Consider the following 19,031-nt stretch of genomic DNA (forward strand, 5'->3'; position numbering starts at 1 on the left):
TCACCTCGTCATCAAGGAGTTGTTTCATGAAACGTAGCGTGCTGGCAGTTCTGCTCGGCTTTGTTGCCACATTCGCCATGGCCGCCGAAGCGCCGGCCCCGGCAGTGAAGGCCGATCCTGCCAAGGGCAAGGTCATTGTGGATAATGTGTGTGCGGCCTGCCACGGCGCGGACGGCAATAGTGCCGCCAGCGCCAACCCCAGCCTGGCAGGGCAACATCCCGAGTATATCCAGGCGCAATTGCACGCCTTCAAGAAGGGTGAGCGCAAGAACCCCATCATGATGGGCCAGGTCGCCGCCATGTCGGATGACGATATGCGCAACGTGTCCGCCTACTTCGGCGGGCAGAAGGCGAAAGAGCGGGCCGGCGCCGACAAGGCACTGATGGCCGCCGGCAAGAAGATCTACACCGGCGGCATCGCCGCGACCGGCGTACCCGCCTGCATGGCCTGCCACGGCCCGAACGGCGCCGGCATGCCGGTGCAGTTCCCCCGCCTGGGCGGGCAGCACGCCGCCTATGTGGTGTCGTCGCTGAATGGCTTCAAGCTGGCCACCGACCGCAAGAACGCCATCATGTCGCCGATCGCCGCCAAGCTGTCGGACGCCGAGATGAAAGCCGTGGCCGAATACATCGCCGGCCTGCGCTGAGTCCGTACCGCCGGGCGTCACGGCCGACTGGCCGGGGCGGTCCGCAGAAGGGGGCGGCTTAGCCGCCCCCTTCCTATATTTTGGAAAACCACGTGCGTCGCTCCTCCTTTGCGCGGGCCTGCTTCGAGCTGTTCAGCTCGATGCGTTTCGCCATCAGTTTGCTGGTCGTCCTGGCGATCGCCGCCATCATCGGTACCGTGCTGGAGCAGAACCAGACCTATACCAACTATGCCATCGAGTTCGGCGACTTCTGGTTCCAGCCGTTCGAATGGCTGGGCTTGTTTGACGTCTATCACGCCAGCTGGTTCTTGCTGATCCTGACCTTCCTGGTCGCCTCCACTTCGGTCTGCATCTACCGGCACCTACCCGGCATCCTGCGCGACACCCGCTCCTACCGCGAACATGCCGCGCTCAAGTCGCTGCGCGCCATGGGCCACCATCAGGAATGGCCGCTAAGCGACAGTCCCGCCGCCACGCTGGACAAGGCACAGGCCTGGCTGCTTGCGCGTGGTTACCGCCTGAAACGGCTGGCGCGCGAGGACGGCAGCTTGCTGGCCGCCAAGAAAGGCAGCCTGCAAAGGCTGGGCTACCTGTTCGCCCATGCCGCCATCGTGGTGATCTGCATAGGCGGCCTGCTGGACGGCAATCTGCCGCTGAAGGTCCAGTCCTTGCTGGGCTTCAAGCAGCCCGAGCTGCGCAATGTGCCGCAAAGCCAGATCCCTGCGCAAAGCCGGCTCAGCGTCAACAACCTGTCGTTCCGCGGCAATCTGGAATTGCCCGAGGGCGCATCGGGCGATGTCGCCTTCGTCGGCGCCGGACGGGGTTACTTCGTGCAGGACCTACCCTTTCTGGTCAAGCTCAAGAAATTCCATATCGAGCATTACAGCACCGGCCAACCCAAGCTTTTCGCCAGCGATATCGAGGTTACCGACAAGGCCAGCGGCAAGATCACCCGCGCCACGGTCAAGGTGAACCACCCCCTGGTAGTGGATGGCATCGCCATCTATCAATCCAGCTTCGGCGACGGCGGTTCGGCACTGGAGTTCGCCCAATGGGATCTGTTCGGCCCGGCGACGGGTGCGGCCACGCTCAAGGCGGTGTCGCAGAGCAGCCAGCCGGTGGCTTGGCGGGGCACGGCCCTGACGCTGGAATTGGGCGATCTGCGCCCGTTCAATATCGAAAGCACCGACGCGCCGCTGGGGAGCGAGGTGGACAGCAGCCTGGGCAAGTTGATCCAGGATGCGCGCCAGGTCAAGGCGGACAAGAAGGTCAAGAATATCGGCCCCTCCATCCAGTTCAAGCTGCGCGATGGCCAGGGCCAGGCAACGGAATATCTGAACTATTTGGCGCCATTCGAGGAAGATGGCCGCTTTTACCTGATGAGCGGCATGCGCCGGGAGATTGCCGCCCAGTTCGCCTTTGTCCGCATCCCGCTGGATGACGACCTGAAGCCCGATACCTTTATGCAGCTGCGCGCGACCCTGTCCGATCCCGCCGCCTGGCCGCATATCGCCCGCCTCACCACCGACCGCGCGGTGCGCGATGCCACCATCAGCGCGCCCTATCGGCAAGATTTCGAAAATAGCCTGCTGTGGGTATTGCAACGCTTCTCCGAAGGCGGCTTCAGCGCCCTGGAGAAATTCCTCGACGCGAAGGTGCCGGCGGACAAACGCGCCGCCGTGGCGCAGACTTACGTCAAATTGCTGCAGGGCGCCGTGATCGATGCCCTGCAAGTGTCGCGAGAGCGGGCAGGGCAGCCGGCCATCGCCATGGACGAAAAGCAGTACCGTTTTCTGATGGACAGCCTGGTGGCCATGTCGGCCCGCTTCGATTACGGCGCCGGCTTCTATCTGCAACCGGTCGGTTTCGACGAGGTCAAATCCAGCGGTTTCCAGCTCACCCGCAGCCCGGGCCAACCGCTGGTCTACCTCGGTAGCCTGCTACTGGTGCTGGGGGTTTTCTGCATGTTCTATATTCGGGAGAACCGCGTCTGGGTGTGGGCCGGCCAGGGACGCCTGCTGTTGGCGCTCGGCAGCAATCGCCGCGACAGCCTGACCGAGCGCGAATTCGCCGAACATCAAGCCGTATTGACCGGTATCGCCGGTTCGCAACAAGGAAGCTCGTCATGACCACCCCTCCCTTCGCCGCCGATGCGCCTCATGCCATCCACCAGCCATTCTGGCGCGAGCTGCGGCTAGGCGATCATCTGTTCGCGCTTTTCGTGCTTGTACTGGCCAGCGCCGCCTTCGCCCGCTACCGCCTGTTCATGGATGGCTACGAGCAGGCCATCCTGGCCGGCGCCGCGCCGGGCCTGATCGCCCTGGGCTGGTTCTGGAAGCCGATTCGGCTGTTTTTTCCCGTGACGGGCGCGATCGCCCTGGCCGGCATTGGCCTGTACGACGGCGATCTGGGCCGCGGCCAGACCGCTTTCTGGCTGAAATATGCGCTGGCCAGCCAGTCGGCGGCGATGTGGATGTGCGTCTGCTTCTACCTGGCCACCGTGATGTACTGGCTGGGATTGTGGCGCCGCTCGGCAACGGCCGAGCTGATCGCCAGCGGGCTGACCTGGGCAGCGGCGGGCGCGGCGGCGGTCTGGTTCTTTGTCCGCTGGTATGAAAGCTATCTGATAGGCAGCGATATCGGCCACGTGCCGGTGTCCAACCTGTACGAAGTCTTTATCCTGTTCTGCCTGATCACTTCGTTGATGTACTTGTACTACCAGGACCGCTTCGCCACCCGGCGCATGGGCGCCTTTGTGCTGTTGGTGATCAGCGCGGCGGTCGGTTTTATCCTTTGGTACACCTTCGATCGGCAGGCGCATGAGATCCAGCCCCTGATCCCTGCCCTGCAGTCGTGGTGGATGAAGATCCATGTGCCGGCCAATTTTGTCGGCTATGGCAGCTTCGCGCTGGCGGCCATGCTGGGCGTGGCCCAACTGCTGGTGGCGCGCGGCGTGCTGAGCAGCCGCCTGCCCAGCCACGACCTGCTGGGCGAAGTCATGTACCGCGCCATCGCCGTGGGCTTTCTGTTCTTTACCATTGCCACCATCCTGGGCGCCATGTGGGCGGCCGATGCCTGGGGCGGTTACTGGAGCTGGGACCCGAAGGAGACCTGGGCGCTGATCGTCTGGCTGAACTATGCCGCCTGGCTGCATGTGCGGCTGGTCAAGGGCTGGCGCGGCGACGTGCTGGCCTGGTGGGCGGTGGTCGGCCTGCTGGTCACCACCTTCGCCTTTATCGGCGTGAATATGTTTCTGTCGGGCCTGCACTCCTACGGCAAGCTGTAGGGCGAGTTCTGTGGAAAGCACCGCAGGGCGGGTCCTTTGGATCCGCCCTGCGGTGCTCGTCACTCCCGATGCGGGCCAGTAAGCGCGCTATGCCCCGAAGCACGCATGCAATACCCCAAGTCCCAGTCCTGTAACAACCATTGCCGTTACCACTACCTTTTCGAAAACCAGGCTTTCGCCGGAACGGTCCCGCAGGAGCGGTATGGCGTCCAAATCGAAACTCTCGCTTTTGTCATAGCCGGGACGATATTCAGGGTAGCTCCGGCGATCGCCTGCGGGAAAATTACCAAGACAGAGCGGGCTGCCGACCGGAGCGGGCGTAATGTCGCAGCCCCTGAAGTTCCCCTGTGGTGTCCGGTTCCCATGTCGTTCGGGATATGAAGTCGAGGGGGTGTGATTCATTCGTTCCATATTATTTCTTTCAAACTATGTAAATAAAATTTCATCTATTGAGTGTGCGATTGAATTTCATCATCGCGCCAACATTCTGTCACCGAGAACAATCAACACTGTCGAAATGCGTCTGCGCTTTCATTTAAACGAAGTCGCCATAGCGCGCCTGCAGCAGCGCGGCAATCACCGGAGCAACCGTTTCGGTACGGAAGATGCGCGGCCCAAGCAGCAGGGGTGTGAAGCCGGCGCTGATGGCGAGGGCCTCTTCATCGCTCGAGAAGCCGCCCTCGGGACCGACCAGGACCTGGACGCTGGCGGCAGTGGCCGGCAATTGCGCCAGGGAAACCGCGCCGGTGGGCGACAATAGTAGCTTGAGGTCGGCGGCCGGCGGCTTGGCCAGCCAATTGTCCAGACGCACCGGCGGCAGGATGTCCGGCACCCGGGTGCGGCCGCATTGCTCAGCCGCCGATTCGGCCACGGCCTGCCAATGCTGCAGGCGCTTTTCCACCCGGTCGGCCGCCAGCTTGTAGCTGCAAAAGGCCGACTGGACGACAACGATACGGCTCACCCCCAGCTCGGTGGCTTTCTGCACCGTGTAATCCATCCGTTCGGCGGCCGACAGGGCCTGTACCAGGGTGAGTACCAGCGGCGATTCCCGCTCGATCGCATCGAACGCCTCCACCACCACCGTCACATGCCGCTTACCCATCTCCACCACCTTGGCGGCGTACTCCCCGCCTTGGCCATTGAACAGGGTCAAGGCTTCGCCCGGCTGTAGCCGCAGCACTTGCACATGGCGGGCCACCTGTTCAGGCAGATCGAATTGCTGGCCGGCCTGAAGCGGCGCATCAAGATGAAAACGGGGCATAAAGGACATTCCAAAGGGCGTAATAGCCCGATTATGCCAGCCGCCCAGCGCCTATAATCAGCCGACGCCCGGATTTGGATGATGACCCATGGCAAGTCTCAGTTCTCCACGATGCAATGTCGGCCAGGACGCGGTGGATTTCGACCTCCCCGCCACCGACGGCAGCCGCTACGACCTGGCGCGCTGTCGCGGCACGAATGGCGTGTTGGTGATGTTCATCTGCAACCATTGCCCCTACGTGAAATCGATACGCGAACAACTGGCAGAGACCTGCAAGGAGCTGGAGAGCTATGGCATCGGCTGCGTCGCCATCAACTCGAATGATCCGACAGACTACCCCGAGGACGACTTCGACCATATGAAGGCCTATGCCCGGGCCTATGGCTTCGGCTTTCCCTACCTGCTGGACGAAACCCAAGCCGTTGCCCGGGCCTATGGCGCGGTCTGCACCCCCGACTTCTTCGGCTACAACAGCGACTTGAAGCTGCAGTATCGCGGCCGCTTCGATGCTTCCGGCCGGCATGTGGTGCTGGGTGCAAAGCGGGAACTGTTCGAGGCGATGAAGCAGATCGCCATGCTGGGGGACGGCCCACCTGTGCAAACCCCTAGTCTCGGCTGCGCCATCAAGTGGCGCGAACCGAGCTAACCCACGAGGGGACGAGGCTTTCCATTGGAATCAAGCGCTTATGCTGCAATGCAGCGCGGTGAATAAAATCACCATGCGTGGTGAATTTAATCATCACTTGTGATTAAATTCGGCCCACGCAACCCGCATCTACAAGGATTCCACCATGTCCAAGAACGCCGATCTCCATGCCCGTCGCCTGGCCGCCACACCGCGCGGCGTGGGGGTGCTGGGAGACTTTTTTGCCGAGCGCGCCGAGAATTCCCATGTGTGGGATATCGAAGGCCGCCGCTTTATCGATTTCGCCGCCGGCATCGCCGTGCTCAATACCGGCCACCGCCATCCCAAGCTGATCGCCGCAGTGAAGTCGCAGCTGGATGCATTCACCCACACCTGCTACCAGGTCGTGCCCTATGAGGGCTACGTGCGGTTGGCCGAGAAGCTGAACGAGATCGTGCCGATCGCCGGCGCCAAGAAGACCGCCTTCTTCTCCACCGGTGCCGAAGCGGTCGAAAACGCCATCAAGGTGGCCCGCGCCGCTACCGGCCGCAGTGGCGTGATCGCCTTCTCCGGCGCCTTCCACGGCCGCACCATGATGGGCATGGCGCTGACCGGCAAGGTCAATCCCTACAAGCTCAATTTCGGCCCCATGCCGGCCGATGTGTTCCACGCCCCCTTCCCCATTCCCATGCATGGCGTCAGCAGCGCCGACGCCATCAAGGCCCTGAACATGCTGTTCAAGGCCGATATCGATCCGAAGCGCGTGGCCGCCATCATCCTGGAACCCGTGCAAGGCGAAGGCGGATTCTATGTGGCGCCGCAGGATTTCATGGCCGAATTGCGCAAGATCTGCGACGAGCACGGCATCCTGTTGATCGCCGACGAAATCCAGACCGGCTTTGCCCGTACCGGCAAAACCTTCGCCATGGAACATTTCAACGTCAAGCCGGATCTGATGACCATGGCCAAGAGCCTGGCCGGCGGCTTCCCGCTGTCCGCGCTGACCGGTCGCGCCGAGTTGATGGATGCGCCGGCCCCCGGCGGCATGGGCGGCACCTATGCCGGCAGCCCGCTGGCCGTCGCCGCCGCGCTGGCGGTGATCGAGGTGATCGATGAAGAAAAGCTCAACGACCGCGCGGCCCGCCTGGGCGCGGCCCTGCAGGAGAAGCTGAACAGCCTGCGCGGTACCGTGCCGCAGATCGCCGATGTACGCGGCCTCGGCTTTATGGTGGCGGTGGAGTTCAACCAGGCAGGCAGCCAGGAGCCTGATGCCGACTTCGCCAAGAAGGTGCAGACCGAAGCCCTCAAGCGCGGCCTGATCCTGCTGACCTGCGGCGTGTATTCCAATGTGATCCGTTTCCTCGCCCCCATCACCATCGACGACAACACCTTCGCCGAGGCACTCGATATTCTCGAAGCCGCCATGAAGGCCTGATCAATCGCAGGGCGGGCCTTTGCCCGCCCAGGGAGTTTCCGCATGTTGAATCTAAAAGATCCCAGCCTGCTTCGGCAGCAATGCTATATCGCCGGCCAATGGCTGGACGCCGACAGCGGCGAGCGCATCGCCGTAACCAACCCGGCCACCGGTGAATTGGTCGGGCACGTACCCAAGATGGGGCGGCAGGAAACCCGGCGCGCCATCGAAGCAGCCGAGCAGGCCTGGCCTGCCTGGAAAGCCAAGACCGCCAAGGAACGTTCCACCGTCCTGCGCAAACTGTTCGATCTGATGCTGGCCAACCAGGATGACCTGGCCGCCATCCTCACCGCCGAACAAGGCAAGCCGCTGACCGAAGCCAAGGGCGAGATCGCCTATGCCGCCTCTTTCTTCGAATGGTTCGCCGAAGAAGCCAAGCGCGTCTACGGCGAAACCATCCCCTCGCCCTGGGCCGACAAGCGGCTGTTCACGCTCAAGCAGCCGATCGGCGTCACCGCCGCGGTCACGCCGTGGAACTTCCCTTCGGCCATGATCACCCGCAAGGCAGCACCCGCCCTGGCGGCCGGTTGCCCCATGGTCATCAAGCCGGCCTCGCAGACGCCGCTGTCGGCCTTGGCCATGGCCGAGCTGGCGCACCGCGCCGGCGTGCCTGCCGGGGTATTCAGCGTGGTGACCGGTTCGGCCAAGGAAATCGGCGGCGAACTGACCGCCAACCCCATCGTACGCAAACTGTCGTTCACCGGCTCGACCGAGATCGGTCGCGAGCTGATGGCCGCCTGCGCGCCGACCATCAAGAAAATCTCCCTGGAACTGGGCGGGAATGCGCCCTTTATCGTGTTCGACGATGCCGACCTGGACGCGGCGGTGGAAGGCGCCATCGCCTCCAAATACCGCAATGCCGGCCAGACCTGTGTCTGCGCCAACCGGCTGTATGTGCAGGCCGGCGTCTATGATGCCTTCGCCGCCAAGCTGGCCGAGGCAGTGGGCAAGCTGAAGATCGGCAACGGCATGGAAGCCGGCGTCACCCAAGGCCCCATGATCGATATCAAGGCGGTCGAGAAGGTGGAAGAACATATCGCCGACGTACTGTCCAAGGGCGGCAAGCTGCTGGTGGGCGGGAAACGGCATGCCCTGGGCCACAGCTTCTTCGAACCGACCATCGTGACCGGCGTCACCCGCGAGATGAAGGTGGCACGCGAGGAGACCTTCGGTCCCTTGGCACCGCTATTCAAGTTCGAAACCGAGCAGGAAGTGATAGAGCGGGCCAACGACACGGAATTCGGCCTGGCCGCCTATTTCTACGCCAAGGATATGGGCCGGATCTGGCGCGTATCGGAAGCGCTGGAATATGGCATGGTGGGTGCCAATGCCGGCCTGATCTCGACCGAAGTCGCGCCCTTCGGCGGCGTCAAGCAATCCGGCCTGGGCCGCGAGGGATCGCGCCACGGCATCGAAGACTATCTGGAAGTCAAATATCTCTGCCTTGCAGGAATCTGAAAACGATCCTAGGCTTGGTACAAGCGCACAAGATCGGGTGTGCGCATGACTTCCTCCTCCTCATCCCGCTATTGGCTATTGGCCGGCGGGATTTTTTTTGCCCTTATCCCGGCAGGGACCGGGATAAGGGCAAGAGAGGGCTCGGATCAGTAGGCGGCCTTGTCATTGGCCAGTACCAGCACGGTGCGGGCGATGATCTGCAGATCGAAACGCAGCGACCAGTTACGCAGGTAGTCCAGATCGAAATCGATCCGCGCCTGCATCTTCTCCAAGGTTTCGGTCTCGCCACGGAAACCATTGATCTGGGCCCAGCCGGTAATGCCGGGCTTGACCTTGTGGCGGATCATGTAACCCTTGATCAGCTTGCGATACAGCTCGTTATGGGCCACCGCATGCGGGCGGGGTCCGACGATGCTCATGCGCCCTTGCAGCACATTGATGAATTGGGGCAGTTCATCCAGCGAGGACTTTCGCAGGAATCCGCCCAGGCGCGTAATGCGGCTATCGTTGCGGCTGGCCTGCTTGACCGAGTCGCCGTCCTCGCTGACCTTCATGGAGCGGAACTTGTAGACGACGATCTCTTCGCCATCCAAGCCATAGCGCCGCTGCTTGAAGATCACGCTGCCCGGCGAATCGAGCTTTACCGCGATGGCGATGATCAGCAGGATGGGCGAGATCAGGATCAGGATCAACAGCGACAGCAGGATATCGCTGAGCCGCTTGATCAAGCCGTTGCCGCCCTTGAACGGGGTCTCGCAAACCGAGATGACCGTCATGCCGCAAACCGCCGCGGCACGGCTCTGGATCAGGTCGGTAATAAACATATCCGGCACGAAGTAGATCGAAGCCGTGGTGTCCTTCAAATCGTCCAATACCTGCAGGATGCGCGGCTGCGATGCCATCGGCAGCGACAGGTAGATGAATTGGGTCCGGTTTTCCTTGACGAAGGCCGACAGCTCGCTGAGCTTGCCCAGCAAGGCCAGGTCGGTCGGTGCATCCAGCCGCTGTTGGCAGCGATCGTCGAAAAAGCCGACCAGTTCGATACTGGCATGCTGGCTTTCGCGTATCCGCCGGGCCAGCGCAACGCCCTGCTCATTCATGCCGACGATGATGGCGCGCTTCGGCGGCCCTTGCAGCTTGGCGATATGCGGCGCCAGCAGGCGCAAGGTCAGTTGTGCGCCTATCTGGCTCAGCGGCGCCACCCACAGCCAGGCGATGATGGCCTCGCTGGGGTATTCATGGAAATAACGGGTGGCAAAGCCCAGCAGCAGCAGCAAGGAGGCCGTCCAGATCCAGCTGCCGAGCACATCGGTGATCAGCTTGAACAAGGAGACGGGCGGCTGGGTCGAGCCGGGGAAAGTAATCGAAAAGACAATGATGGAGAGGACCAGGTAGCGTGAATGCAGCTCCCCCTCGATCAGGAAAGCCACCACCCAGAGCGACAGGATCAGGACGATGGACTCGGTGGCGCTGCTGATCATGCCCAGCAGGCTGCCGCTATCCGGCGGGGTATAGCGCCGCAAGGTAGAGAACAGGGTCGATTGGCGCGCGGTATTAGCTTCCGACATTGAGTATCTTGTTTTCGAGCTTGGCAACGGCTTGTGTTCGGTTGAATACATCGAGTTTCTTGAATATACGTTGCATATGGTTTTTGACAGTGAAGGTGCTTATATCCAGTATGCTGGCAATCTCTGGATTGGTCTTGCCTTGCCGGACCCAGATCATAATCTCGGCTTCCCGGCTGCTCAGACCAAACTCTTCATCGGCTTGGTTGACCTGCGTCTGTTGCGTACTGCGAATCTGCCGCGGCAAATGTTCTACACGGCGAAGCGCGGTGTCAATATACGGCAATAATACTTCCATTGTGCTGCGCGCCGAATTATCCAGCTCGCCATTCGAGCTGAAAATCACATAAAGACAATCGTGCCGGCCCCGCTCGTCCGAGATGCCATGCACCAGGGAAGAGCGCATGCCTTGCAATGCTGATCCCAGTTCGCACTGTAAATCAGCATTTTCCAATATAAAACCAGTCTCATTTACGCCCAGCGCATACGGCACCTTGCCCAATTGATTCCAGCGGTCGAATAAGCCCAGCAGCAAAGGCGCCAAAGCCTCGGAGCTGGAATGGGTGGTCCGCACGCCGGGCAAGGCGGAAACGATATCATGGTCTATCACGCCATTATGAAAATCACCCCAGGCCGCAACCAGGATTTCATGGGGCAGATAGCGCTGAATATCGCCCTGCAGCCACTGCAGCAGATCAAAATGACGGCGAACACGGATCACCTCTTGGATCAGTTTGGAGTAACGTCCAAGATCTTCTGAAGAGAGCGAGTACAGAAAATTCATGCTCTGTGAATCCAATATTGTTGTGAATATAAAAGCAGGACTGTGAAGAAGCCGCGAATACCATTCAACAACGGTCATTTGTGGGTTGGAAAGGTGTGAACTCTGAACAGCGCAACCTGAACAGCAGCTGAAGCGATGCATATCGCCACGTTCATCGGTACCGCGCGAGCTCGCCTCGCCACCCGTTTGCCTCAACGCACCCGGTTTTGCCGGGCACCATAATCGGCCGCAAAGTGTATATCGATTTCGCTGGACTCATCATCCTCAAAGTTGATGATTCAATGGTAATTTTGAACATGCCGGACTGAGCCCGGCCGTCCAGGCCATGGCCGAGGCGCATCTGCAATGTACATGAGCGGGTAGCGGCATTGCGGGCAGGAGGCTGCAAAAGGCAGCCGCCAGGATGTTTGCGCCACACTCGCGGGCGAACCCGCAACACTGGCCTGCGTAATCACCCTCCACGCACAAGTTAACCACCCGTCATGACAGGCTGGTGACACGCTAGCCGGCTGAGTTCACCACAGCAGGCGTAGATAGTTGTCGCCCAATCCCGGCGCGGAGAAGCGCAGCAGATTCGCGCCCCGGCGGATGGGCTGGCGTTTCGGCAGGGCCTTGAACGGGCCCATGGGCGAGTTGGATTGCTCCATGCGCAACCAGCGGTCGCGGCCCGAGTAGATCCGCAGTTCGAATTGGTCGGGCTGGACTTCGGTCACGCTGGGGGCAAAGGGCTGCGCCAGGGGCTCCCCGACGAACACCCCCTCGCCAGGCCATTGCACGCTTTTCCAATACGCCTCGATCGCGCTGGCGCCATTGGCATAGTGATACATCGCGACCGCCGGCAAAGGGAACTTCTGCGGGTGGCTGCACGGTTCGAGCACGGTACCGTAACTGGCCGTGGCGCCCGCTTCCAGCCAACGCAGAATGCTCATCTGGCTGGAGTCGGTCAGCTGTCCGCCGAAGGAAGTCAGGTGATCGGCCAGGGCGCCCGGCAGGAATGCCAGCGCGTTCAAATCCGGCACCTGCGCCAAACCGGTGAAATAGAACATCACATCGCGTCGCTCGCCCAGGCTGCTGCCCTTCTGCAGCTCGATATCGAATACGCCGCCCAGCTGTTTTGCGGTTTGACCGAACATTAATGCGCGTACATTGCGGGCCCGGTCCGGCGTGCTGAGCAGATAGGCGCGGCCGGCCGGAAAGCGCTGGTCGGCGGCCACGCCGCGATCTATCAGCGCCTTTACCTGCTCGAAGCCGGTGCCGGCCAGCATCATTGCCGGCCGCAGCCGGTGGTCCGTGGCGGGTGCGGTGCTGTCCGAGTTGAAATAGGGGCTGGCCTTGGTGGGACCGCATTTCGCCGAGCAATAGCTTTCGTCCAGCCCCAGGGCAAGCGCCGAGGTAATCGACATGCACCCGGCCCGGTAGGGCTTGGTCCAGCTCACGGCATAAGCCTGCACATGATCCGGCGTCGCCGCATCGATCTCGGCCTTGATCCTGGCGAACTCTTCCTTGCCCAGCGCGCTCCGGCCGGGCGGAAACTTGACGTGGATCACGTTCGCGGCCGGAATGCGGCGGGCCTTCTGGTAGTACTCGCCCACCTCGCGCGACTGGGGATCGTCATCGTTGATGATCAGCGCCAGATCCTTGGGACCGAGTGCGGTGGGCGGCAGCAGGATATGGGTGCTGGAAGCCATGGCGGCGGTGCCAAGACCGGCTGCGGCGGCGATGCTCAGGATAAATCGGCTGAGGAGTTTCAAGCGGGATCCCTTGGTCGGATCGGAAGGTTGGAGAGGGATGATACTCGCCCGGCGAGCGGCGGGTCTGGCCCCTGCGTTCCGGAATATCGTATTTATGCCATATGCAAAATTCTTGCCGAAGGCGGCCCCTCGCCTGCAAACTATGCTCGAATCCCGTACCGCATGCCATCACGGCGGTACCGACCTGCTTGCTGGCAGGTAGTCAACATCGAAGGTACCGGTTTGAAAGAAATGCTTACTCCCTTCCCGCCCCCTTACGTCGCCTTGCTGCTTGCCTTGCTGCTGCCGGCCCAGGCCTTCGCCGACGAGGGCGATCCGATCAACCTGCTCGGATCGGCCCGCCTGCAGCACGACAGCAATCTGTTCCGCCTGCCCGGAGACGCGGACAGCCAGCGGCTGCTGGGCAAGCCGGATAAATCGGACCAGATCCTGATCACGTCCCTGGGCGTGCAGTTGGACAAGCCCTATGGCTTGCAGCGTTTCGAGCTGGACGCCAACCTGACCAACTACCGCTACCGGAACTTCCGCCATCTCGACAGTACGGCGCGCAACTACACCGCCGCCTGGCAGCTGCAGCTGACACCGCAACTGCATGGCCGGCTGAGCGGCAGCCGTACCGATACGCTCAATACCTTCGCCGATGTGAGCGGCTACGACAAACGCAATCTGCGCACCGAGGAACGGCGCCGCTTCGACGGCAGCTACGATGTGAGCGGCAGTGTGCGCCTGTTGGCCGGGGTGGGCAGATACAGCAAGAAGAGCAACCAGACCTCCTCGGTGGAAGACGACTACCGGGTCAACAGCAGGGAAGGCGGCGTGCGCTATGAATCGCCGTCCGGCGCATCGGTCAGCCTGGTCACCAAGCGCAGCGACGGTACCTATCTCAATCGCCCGCAACTCAATCCGGCCACCATGCTGGACAGCAGCTTCGACGAGCGCAGCAATGAAGTGCGGCTGCGCCTGCCGGCCGGCGGCAGCGCCGCCTTCGATGCCCGGCTGGCCCGGATCGAGCGCAAGCACGCGCACTTTTCCGAACGCGATTTCAGCGGCACGGTGGGTAATCTCTCGCTCAACTGGAATATCACCGGCAAGACCCAGCTGGCGGCCAGCGTGATGCGCGAGCTGAGCAGCGCCCAGAGCAACACCGCCAGCTACGTGGAAAGCACCCGTTTCTTGCTGGCGCCCTATTGGCAGATCACCGAGAAGGCCGGCATGCGCCTGCGCTATGTGCATGAGGTGCGCGACTATCTCGGCCAATTGTCCAACGCCATGCCGCTCGACCAGAGCGATACTCTGGATACCGCCATGATCGAGTTCGAATGGCGGCCCTTGCGTTCCCTGCTGATGAGCACCTCGCTGCAGACCGACCTGCGCTCATCCAACCTGCCGCGCCGCGATTACCGCAGCCAATCCACCAGCATTTCCGCGCAATACACTTTCTAGCCGTGCACTGCGGCCCGTCATCCCGGCATGGCTCGGGATGACGACCATCGCGGCCGGATAGGGCAGGCGACCCTAGCATGCTTGCCAGCTAGCCGGATCCGTGTAAGTAATACCGCCCATACCGGGATCAAAGCGAAAACCCAATGTTTATAAGGCGGACAGCGCGAAGGCGAAGGGATATCGCATGCGGGCGGCATAAATGCCATCAGGATTAGCTCAAATGGGCTATTCCTCCGCGACTCGGCTTAGGCTACCCTTTGCTTGATTTTTGCTGAAGAATTGCTATTTGCGCGTTTGGTCGCAACCGTTGCGACGCCAACACCAACAGGCTCTACGGCGCTGGTGGGCGGTGTTCTCCTTTTGTAATATTGATAGCGCAGCCTGTCCAGAATTGAAATGTTCTGGGCCGATAAACGGCTGGGCTGACCTTGCCCTTCCCGTCTGCCAAGAAACGATTGCCGCATGTTCGCAAGTTCGGCCCGCGCCGACTGCGCGCTGGCGGCGTTCCACTAATCCTCAATCTGAAGCTACGACAGCACCCTATATGCGACACATCAGCGCCAAACTTGCATTGCCATTGCTGGCTATCCCCCTGCTCCTGAGCGTTACGGCGTGCGGTGGCAAAGACGAGAAGACCGCCAGCCAGGTGGCTGCCAAGGTCAACGACGACGAAATCTCGGTACATCAGATCAACTTCGTGCTGAGCCGCTCCGGCGCCAACGCCCCTACGCCCGAAGCCGCCGCCAAGCTGCGCCGCGAGGTCCTCGACAAACTGGTCGACCAGCAACTGGTGGTGGCGCAGGCCGTGGAAAAGAAGCTGGACCGCTCCCCCGCGGTCGTGATGGCGCTGGAAGCCGCCCGTCGCGACGTATTGGCACGTGCCTATATCGAGCAACTGAGCGCGGCCGTGGCCAAGCCTAGTACCGAAGAAGCCAAGAAGTACTTCCAGGAGCACCCGCAGCTGTTCGGCGAACGCCGTATCTACAATATCCAGGAAGTCGTCTTCCCGACCGCGCCGGGACTGAAGGGCGAAGTGGAAGCGCAAGTCGCCGCCGGCAAGCCGATTGAAGAAATCGCAGCCTGGCTCAAGAGCAAGAACATCAAGTTCGCCGGTGGCGGCGCCACCAAGCCGGCCGAGCAGATCCCGCTGGAACTGTTGCCCAAGGTACATGCGCTGAAGGATGGCGAGGGCATGGTGGTCGAAGCGCCCCAGACCATTACCGCCATGCGGGTGATTGCTTCGCAGGCCGCACCGGTGACGGAAGCGGAAGCGCTGCCCAAGATCCAGCAATTCCTGTTCAACCAGCGCGCGGGTGAGTCGACCGGCAAGGAATTGGCGCAACTCAAGGCCAAGGCCAAGATCAGCTATGCCGGCGAGTTCGCCGGTACGGCGCCGGCAGCACCGGCTGCGGCGCCCGCCGCCGCGGAAACCGCCGCCGCGCCTGCCTCCGATGCATCCATCGAAAAGGGCGTGGCCGGGCTGAAGTAAGCCGGTTCAGCCATTACCCACCGGAGCTCACATGATTCGCCGTTTTATCCAATTCCTGATCTGCCTATTCCTTGTCGGTGCGGCGCAAGCCGCCGACCCGGTCAACACCGACTATCCGCTCGGTGCGGGCGACGCGATCCGGGTCCAGGTATTCCAGAATCCGGACCTGACCATCGAGGCACGGGTGTCCGAGAACGGCGCGATCAACTACCCCCTGATCGGGTCGGTGGGTCTCGGTGGGCTATCGATTGCCGCCGCCGAAAAGAAGATTGCCGATGCCTTGAGCAAAGGCGGCTTCGTCAAGCAGCCACAGGTCAATATCATCCTGGTGCAGGTGCGCGGCAACCAGGTTGCGGTGCTGGGCCAGGTCAACCGGCCCGGCCGCTACCCCCTGGAAACGCTCAACACCCGGGTGAGCGATATGCTAGCCACCGCCGGCGGCAGCAACCAACTGGGCGACGATATGGTCATCCTGTCCGGCCTGCGCAACGGCAAGCCCTTCCGCAAGGTCATCGATATCCCCGACCTGTACCTGGCCGACAAGACCGGCGAAAACGCGGTGCTGGCCGGCGGCGATACCATCTATGTCCATCGGGCGCCGGTTTTCTACATTTTCGGCGAAGCGCAGCGTCCCGGCTCCTATCGCATCGAGCGCGGCATGACCGTGATGCAGGCTCTGGCGCTGGGTGGCGGCCCCACGCCGCGCGGCAGCGATTCGCGCCTTTATCTACATCGCAAGAATAGTGCCGGTGCAGTGGATCAACGGTCTCCGCAACTTACCGAAGCCGTTCAGCCCAACGACGTCATCTACGTGCGCGAACGCATCTTTTAAGGTCGGCGAGCCTACATGTCATTCCAGCAATTTCTGTTTATCCTGCGCGCCCGCTCCCATGTGGCGCTGCTGACCCTGTTTCTGACGGTCGGTACGACCCTGGTCGTCAGCCTGCTCTTGCCCAAGCAATACCAAGCCAGCACCGCGGTGGTGCTGGACGTGAAATCGCCCGACCCTGTGGCCGGCATGGTGCTGCCGGGCCTGGCGGCGCCCGGCTATATGGCCACCCAGATCGATATCATCAATAGCGAGCGGGTAGCCCAGCGGGTGGTCAAGCTGCTGCGCATGGAAGAAAGCGCGGCGATCAAGGAGCAGTGGCGGGAAGCGACCGAAGGCAAGGGTACCTTGCGCGTCTGGCTGGCCGAGTTGCTGCAGAAGAACCTGGACGTCAAACCCTCGCGCGAGAGCAATGTCATCAATATCAGCTTCAGCGCCAGCGATCCGGCTTTCGCCGCCTCGGTCGCCAATGCGTTCGCACAAGCCTATATCGACGTCAACCTGGAACTGAAGGTCGAACCGGCCAAGCAGTATGCCGGCTGGTTCGAGGAACAGACCAAGGCCTTGCGCGACAAGCTGGAACAGGCGCAACGCAATCTTTCCAGCTACCAGCAGAAATTCGGCATCGTCGCGACCGACGAGCGGCTGGACTATGAAACCGCCAAGCTCAACGAGATCGCCTCGCAGCTGACCGCCGTGCAGGGACAGACCACCGCGACCCAGAGCAAGCGCAGCACCGGCGAGGGTAGCAATACCCTGATCGATGTGATGCAGAGCCCGCTGATCAACAGCCTCAAGGGTGATATCGCCCGGCTGGAAGCCAAGCTGCAGGAAAGCAATATCAACCTGGGCAAGAACCACCCGCAAACCCAGCGCGCCGAATCCGAACTGGCTTCGCTGCGCGACAAGCTGGCGAGCGAGACCCGCCTGATTTCGAGCTCCATCGGCACCTCCTACCAAGTCAGCAAGCTGAACGAAAAGAGCCTGATCGAAGCCATCGACGTGCAGAAAAAGCGCGTACTGGAATTGAACAAGCAGCGCGACGAACTCAATGTGTTGCGCCGCGACGTGGAATCGGCCCAGCGCGCCTTCGAGGCGGTCAGCGGCCGTTCGGCCCAGACCCGCCTGGAAAGCTTGTCGATCCAGACCAATATCGTGGTGCTCAATGTCGCCGCCGAGCCGGTCGATCCATCGCGCCCCAAGGTCGTCCTCAATGTATTGGTCGCCATTTTCCTCGGCGGCTTCCTGGGTATCGGCTTTGTCATGATGTTCGAACTGGCCAACCGGCGTATCCGCTCCGGCGAAGATCTGGCCCAGGCCATCGATCTGCCGGTACTGGCGGAGATCGTCCGCGCCGAGCCGCTGGTGCGCGGTCGAAAGGGATGGCGTAGCCTATTGTCCCGCAAGAAACCCCGTCGCCAATCGCGCACGCATCTGGCTGCCAAGCCGGCGAGACTGAAATGACCGACAAAGTAGAAACCAAAAGCGCCGTGGAACCCACGGTGCAAAAGAAGACCGCGCACAAAAGCGCCGGCCGATCCATCGGCGCCATCCTGGCCGATTCGGGCCGCCTGTCGCTGGAGAATGCCGAGCGCATCCTGCGTCTACAGAAGGAACAGGGCAAGCGCTTCGGCGATGCGGCGATCGAGCTGGGACTGCTGACCGAAGACGATATCCGCTTCGCCCTGTCTCGCCAGTTCGACTACCCCTATCTGTCGGCCGGCGACAATAGCCTCAGCCAGGAGCTGGTGGCCGCCTACAAGCCGTTCAGCAAGACCGTGGAGCAGTTGCGGGCCTTGCGCAGCCAATTGATGTTGCGCTGGTTCGATACCGAATCGCAGCGCAAGTCGCTGGCCGTGGTCAGCCCCGGGCACGGGGAAGGCCGCAGTTTTATTGCCGCCAATCTGGCCATCGTCTTCTCGCAGCTGGGCGAACGTACGCTGCTGATCGATGCCGACCTGCGCTCGCCACGCCAGCACATGCTGTTCAAGCTGGGTAACAACGCCGGCTTGTCCGATATGCTGGCCGGACGGGTCGGCTCGCAAGCCATCGTGCGCGTACCGTCGCTGCTGGGCCTGTCCATCCTGCCGGCCGGCGCGGTGCCGCCCAATCCACAGGAATTGCTGGGGCGGCAAGGTTTCACCGACGTCCTGGAATCCTTGTGCCGCCATTTCGATGTGGTAATCCTCGATACGCCGGCCGGGAGTGAGTATGCCGATACGCAGACCTTGGCCGTGCGGGCCGGTGCTGCCTTGATGGTGACCCGCAAGAACGAAAGTACCGTCGCCGATGTGGTGCAGCTGGCGCGTAGCCTGCAGCAATCCGGTGCAAGCCTGGTGGGTTCGGTACTGAACGATGTGTGACATAAATCGCCGGGCGGGCACTGGCAAAACAAAAGGCCGGCACTGCCGCTAGCGCG

Annotated in this window: 15 protein-coding genes; 11 read left to right on the top strand and 4 right to left on the bottom strand. The window is 61.8% G+C overall.

All coding sequences use genetic code 11. The features are described from left to right. Positions 1-26 precede the first annotated feature (26 nt). From FNU76_RS09930 to ccsB, 3 genes are all read left to right on the top strand, one after another. Positions 27-647, top strand: a complete 621-nt coding sequence (locus FNU76_RS09930; RefSeq protein ID WP_144278051.1) for a c-type cytochrome — start codon at positions 27-29, stop codon at positions 645-647. A 92-nt stretch (positions 648-739) separates the two neighbouring features. Further along, positions 740-2,776, top strand: a complete 2,037-nt coding sequence (locus FNU76_RS09935) for a cytochrome c biogenesis protein ResB (protein WP_223879289.1) — start codon at positions 740-742, stop codon at positions 2,774-2,776. Beyond that, positions 2,773-3,933: a c-type cytochrome biogenesis protein CcsB gene (gene ccsB, locus FNU76_RS09940; protein ID WP_144278053.1), complete on the top strand. Its 1,161-nt coding sequence runs from the start codon at positions 2,773-2,775 to the stop codon at positions 3,931-3,933. The genes FNU76_RS09935 and ccsB overlap by 4 nt, the downstream gene beginning before the upstream one ends. 535 nt (positions 3,934-4,468) lie before the next feature. Here ccsB and FNU76_RS09945 read toward each other — a convergent pair. Next, positions 4,469-5,194, bottom strand: a complete 726-nt coding sequence (locus FNU76_RS09945) for a 16S rRNA (uracil(1498)-N(3))-methyltransferase (RefSeq protein WP_144278054.1) — start codon at positions 5,192-5,194, stop codon at positions 4,469-4,471. A gap of 88 nt (positions 5,195-5,282) precedes the next feature. Between FNU76_RS09945 and FNU76_RS09950 the strand changes: the two genes are divergently transcribed. From FNU76_RS09950 to gabD, 3 genes are all read left to right on the top strand, one after another. After that, positions 5,283-5,840 (top strand): thioredoxin family protein, encoded by a 558-nt coding sequence (locus tag FNU76_RS09950; protein WP_144278055.1) that lies wholly within the window; start codon positions 5,283-5,285, stop codon positions 5,838-5,840. 145 nt (positions 5,841-5,985) lie between these two features. Then, positions 5,986-7,254, top strand: a complete 1,269-nt coding sequence (locus tag FNU76_RS09955) for a 4-aminobutyrate--2-oxoglutarate transaminase (protein ID WP_144278056.1) — start codon at positions 5,986-5,988, stop codon at positions 7,252-7,254. Between the two features lie 42 nt (positions 7,255-7,296). Then, a complete protein-coding gene (gene gabD, locus FNU76_RS09960) occupies positions 7,297-8,751 on the top strand; it encodes an NADP-dependent succinate-semialdehyde dehydrogenase (RefSeq protein WP_179958415.1) in 1,455 nt (484 codons plus the stop codon). A gap of 146 nt (positions 8,752-8,897) precedes the next feature. On the opposite strand, the gene FNU76_RS09965 is transcribed toward gabD, so the two are convergent. From FNU76_RS09965 to FNU76_RS09975, 3 genes are all read right to left on the bottom strand, one after another. Then, positions 8,898-10,319, bottom strand: coding sequence for an undecaprenyl-phosphate glucose phosphotransferase (locus tag FNU76_RS09965; RefSeq protein ID WP_144278057.1), 1,422 nt, complete (start codon positions 10,317-10,319; stop codon positions 8,898-8,900). Then, positions 10,306-11,100 (bottom strand): XrtB/PEP-CTERM-associated transcriptional regulator EpsA, encoded by a 795-nt coding sequence (gene epsA / locus FNU76_RS09970; protein WP_144278058.1) that lies wholly within the window; start codon positions 11,098-11,100, stop codon positions 10,306-10,308. Before epsA ends, FNU76_RS09965 begins: the two co-directional genes overlap by 14 nt. 515 nt (positions 11,101-11,615) lie before the next feature. Continuing rightward, positions 11,616-12,851 (bottom strand): TIGR03790 family protein, encoded by a 1,236-nt coding sequence (locus FNU76_RS09975; RefSeq protein ID WP_223879290.1) that lies wholly within the window; start codon positions 12,849-12,851, stop codon positions 11,616-11,618. 231 nt (positions 12,852-13,082) lie between these two features. On the opposite strand from FNU76_RS09975, the gene epsL reads away from it, so the two are divergent. The 5 genes from epsL (at position 13,083) to epsG (ending at position 18,975) form a co-directional block, all read left to right on the top strand. After that, positions 13,083-14,294: an XrtB/PEP-CTERM-associated polysaccharide biosynthesis outer membrane protein EpsL gene (epsL, locus tag FNU76_RS09980; RefSeq protein ID WP_179958416.1), complete on the top strand. Its 1,212-nt coding sequence runs from the start codon at positions 13,083-13,085 to the stop codon at positions 14,292-14,294. 544 nt (positions 14,295-14,838) lie between these two features. Then, the gene (locus FNU76_RS09985) at positions 14,839-15,783 is read left to right on the top strand and encodes an EpsD family peptidyl-prolyl cis-trans isomerase (RefSeq protein ID WP_144278061.1); all 945 of its coding nucleotides are present in this window, start codon (positions 14,839-14,841) and stop codon (positions 15,781-15,783) included. Between the two features lie 31 nt (positions 15,784-15,814). Next, the gene (epsE, locus tag FNU76_RS09990; RefSeq protein WP_179958417.1) at positions 15,815-16,615 is read left to right on the top strand and encodes a polysaccharide export protein EpsE; all 801 of its coding nucleotides are present in this window, start codon (positions 15,815-15,817) and stop codon (positions 16,613-16,615) included. 15 nt (positions 16,616-16,630) lie between these two features. Next, a complete protein-coding gene (gene epsF / locus FNU76_RS09995; protein WP_144278062.1) occupies positions 16,631-18,076 on the top strand; it encodes a chain length determinant protein EpsF in 1,446 nt (481 codons plus the stop codon). Next, entirely contained in the window at positions 18,073-18,975 is a 903-nt protein-coding gene (epsG, locus tag FNU76_RS10000; RefSeq protein ID WP_179958418.1) for a chain length determinant protein tyrosine kinase EpsG, read from the top strand. The genes epsF and epsG overlap by 4 nt, the downstream gene beginning before the upstream one ends. Positions 18,976-19,031: the final 56 nt, after the last annotated feature.

This window comes from Chitinimonas arctica (genome assembly GCF_007431345.1).
Lineage (GTDB): Bacteria > Pseudomonadota > Gammaproteobacteria > Burkholderiales > Chitinimonadaceae > Chitinimonas > Chitinimonas arctica.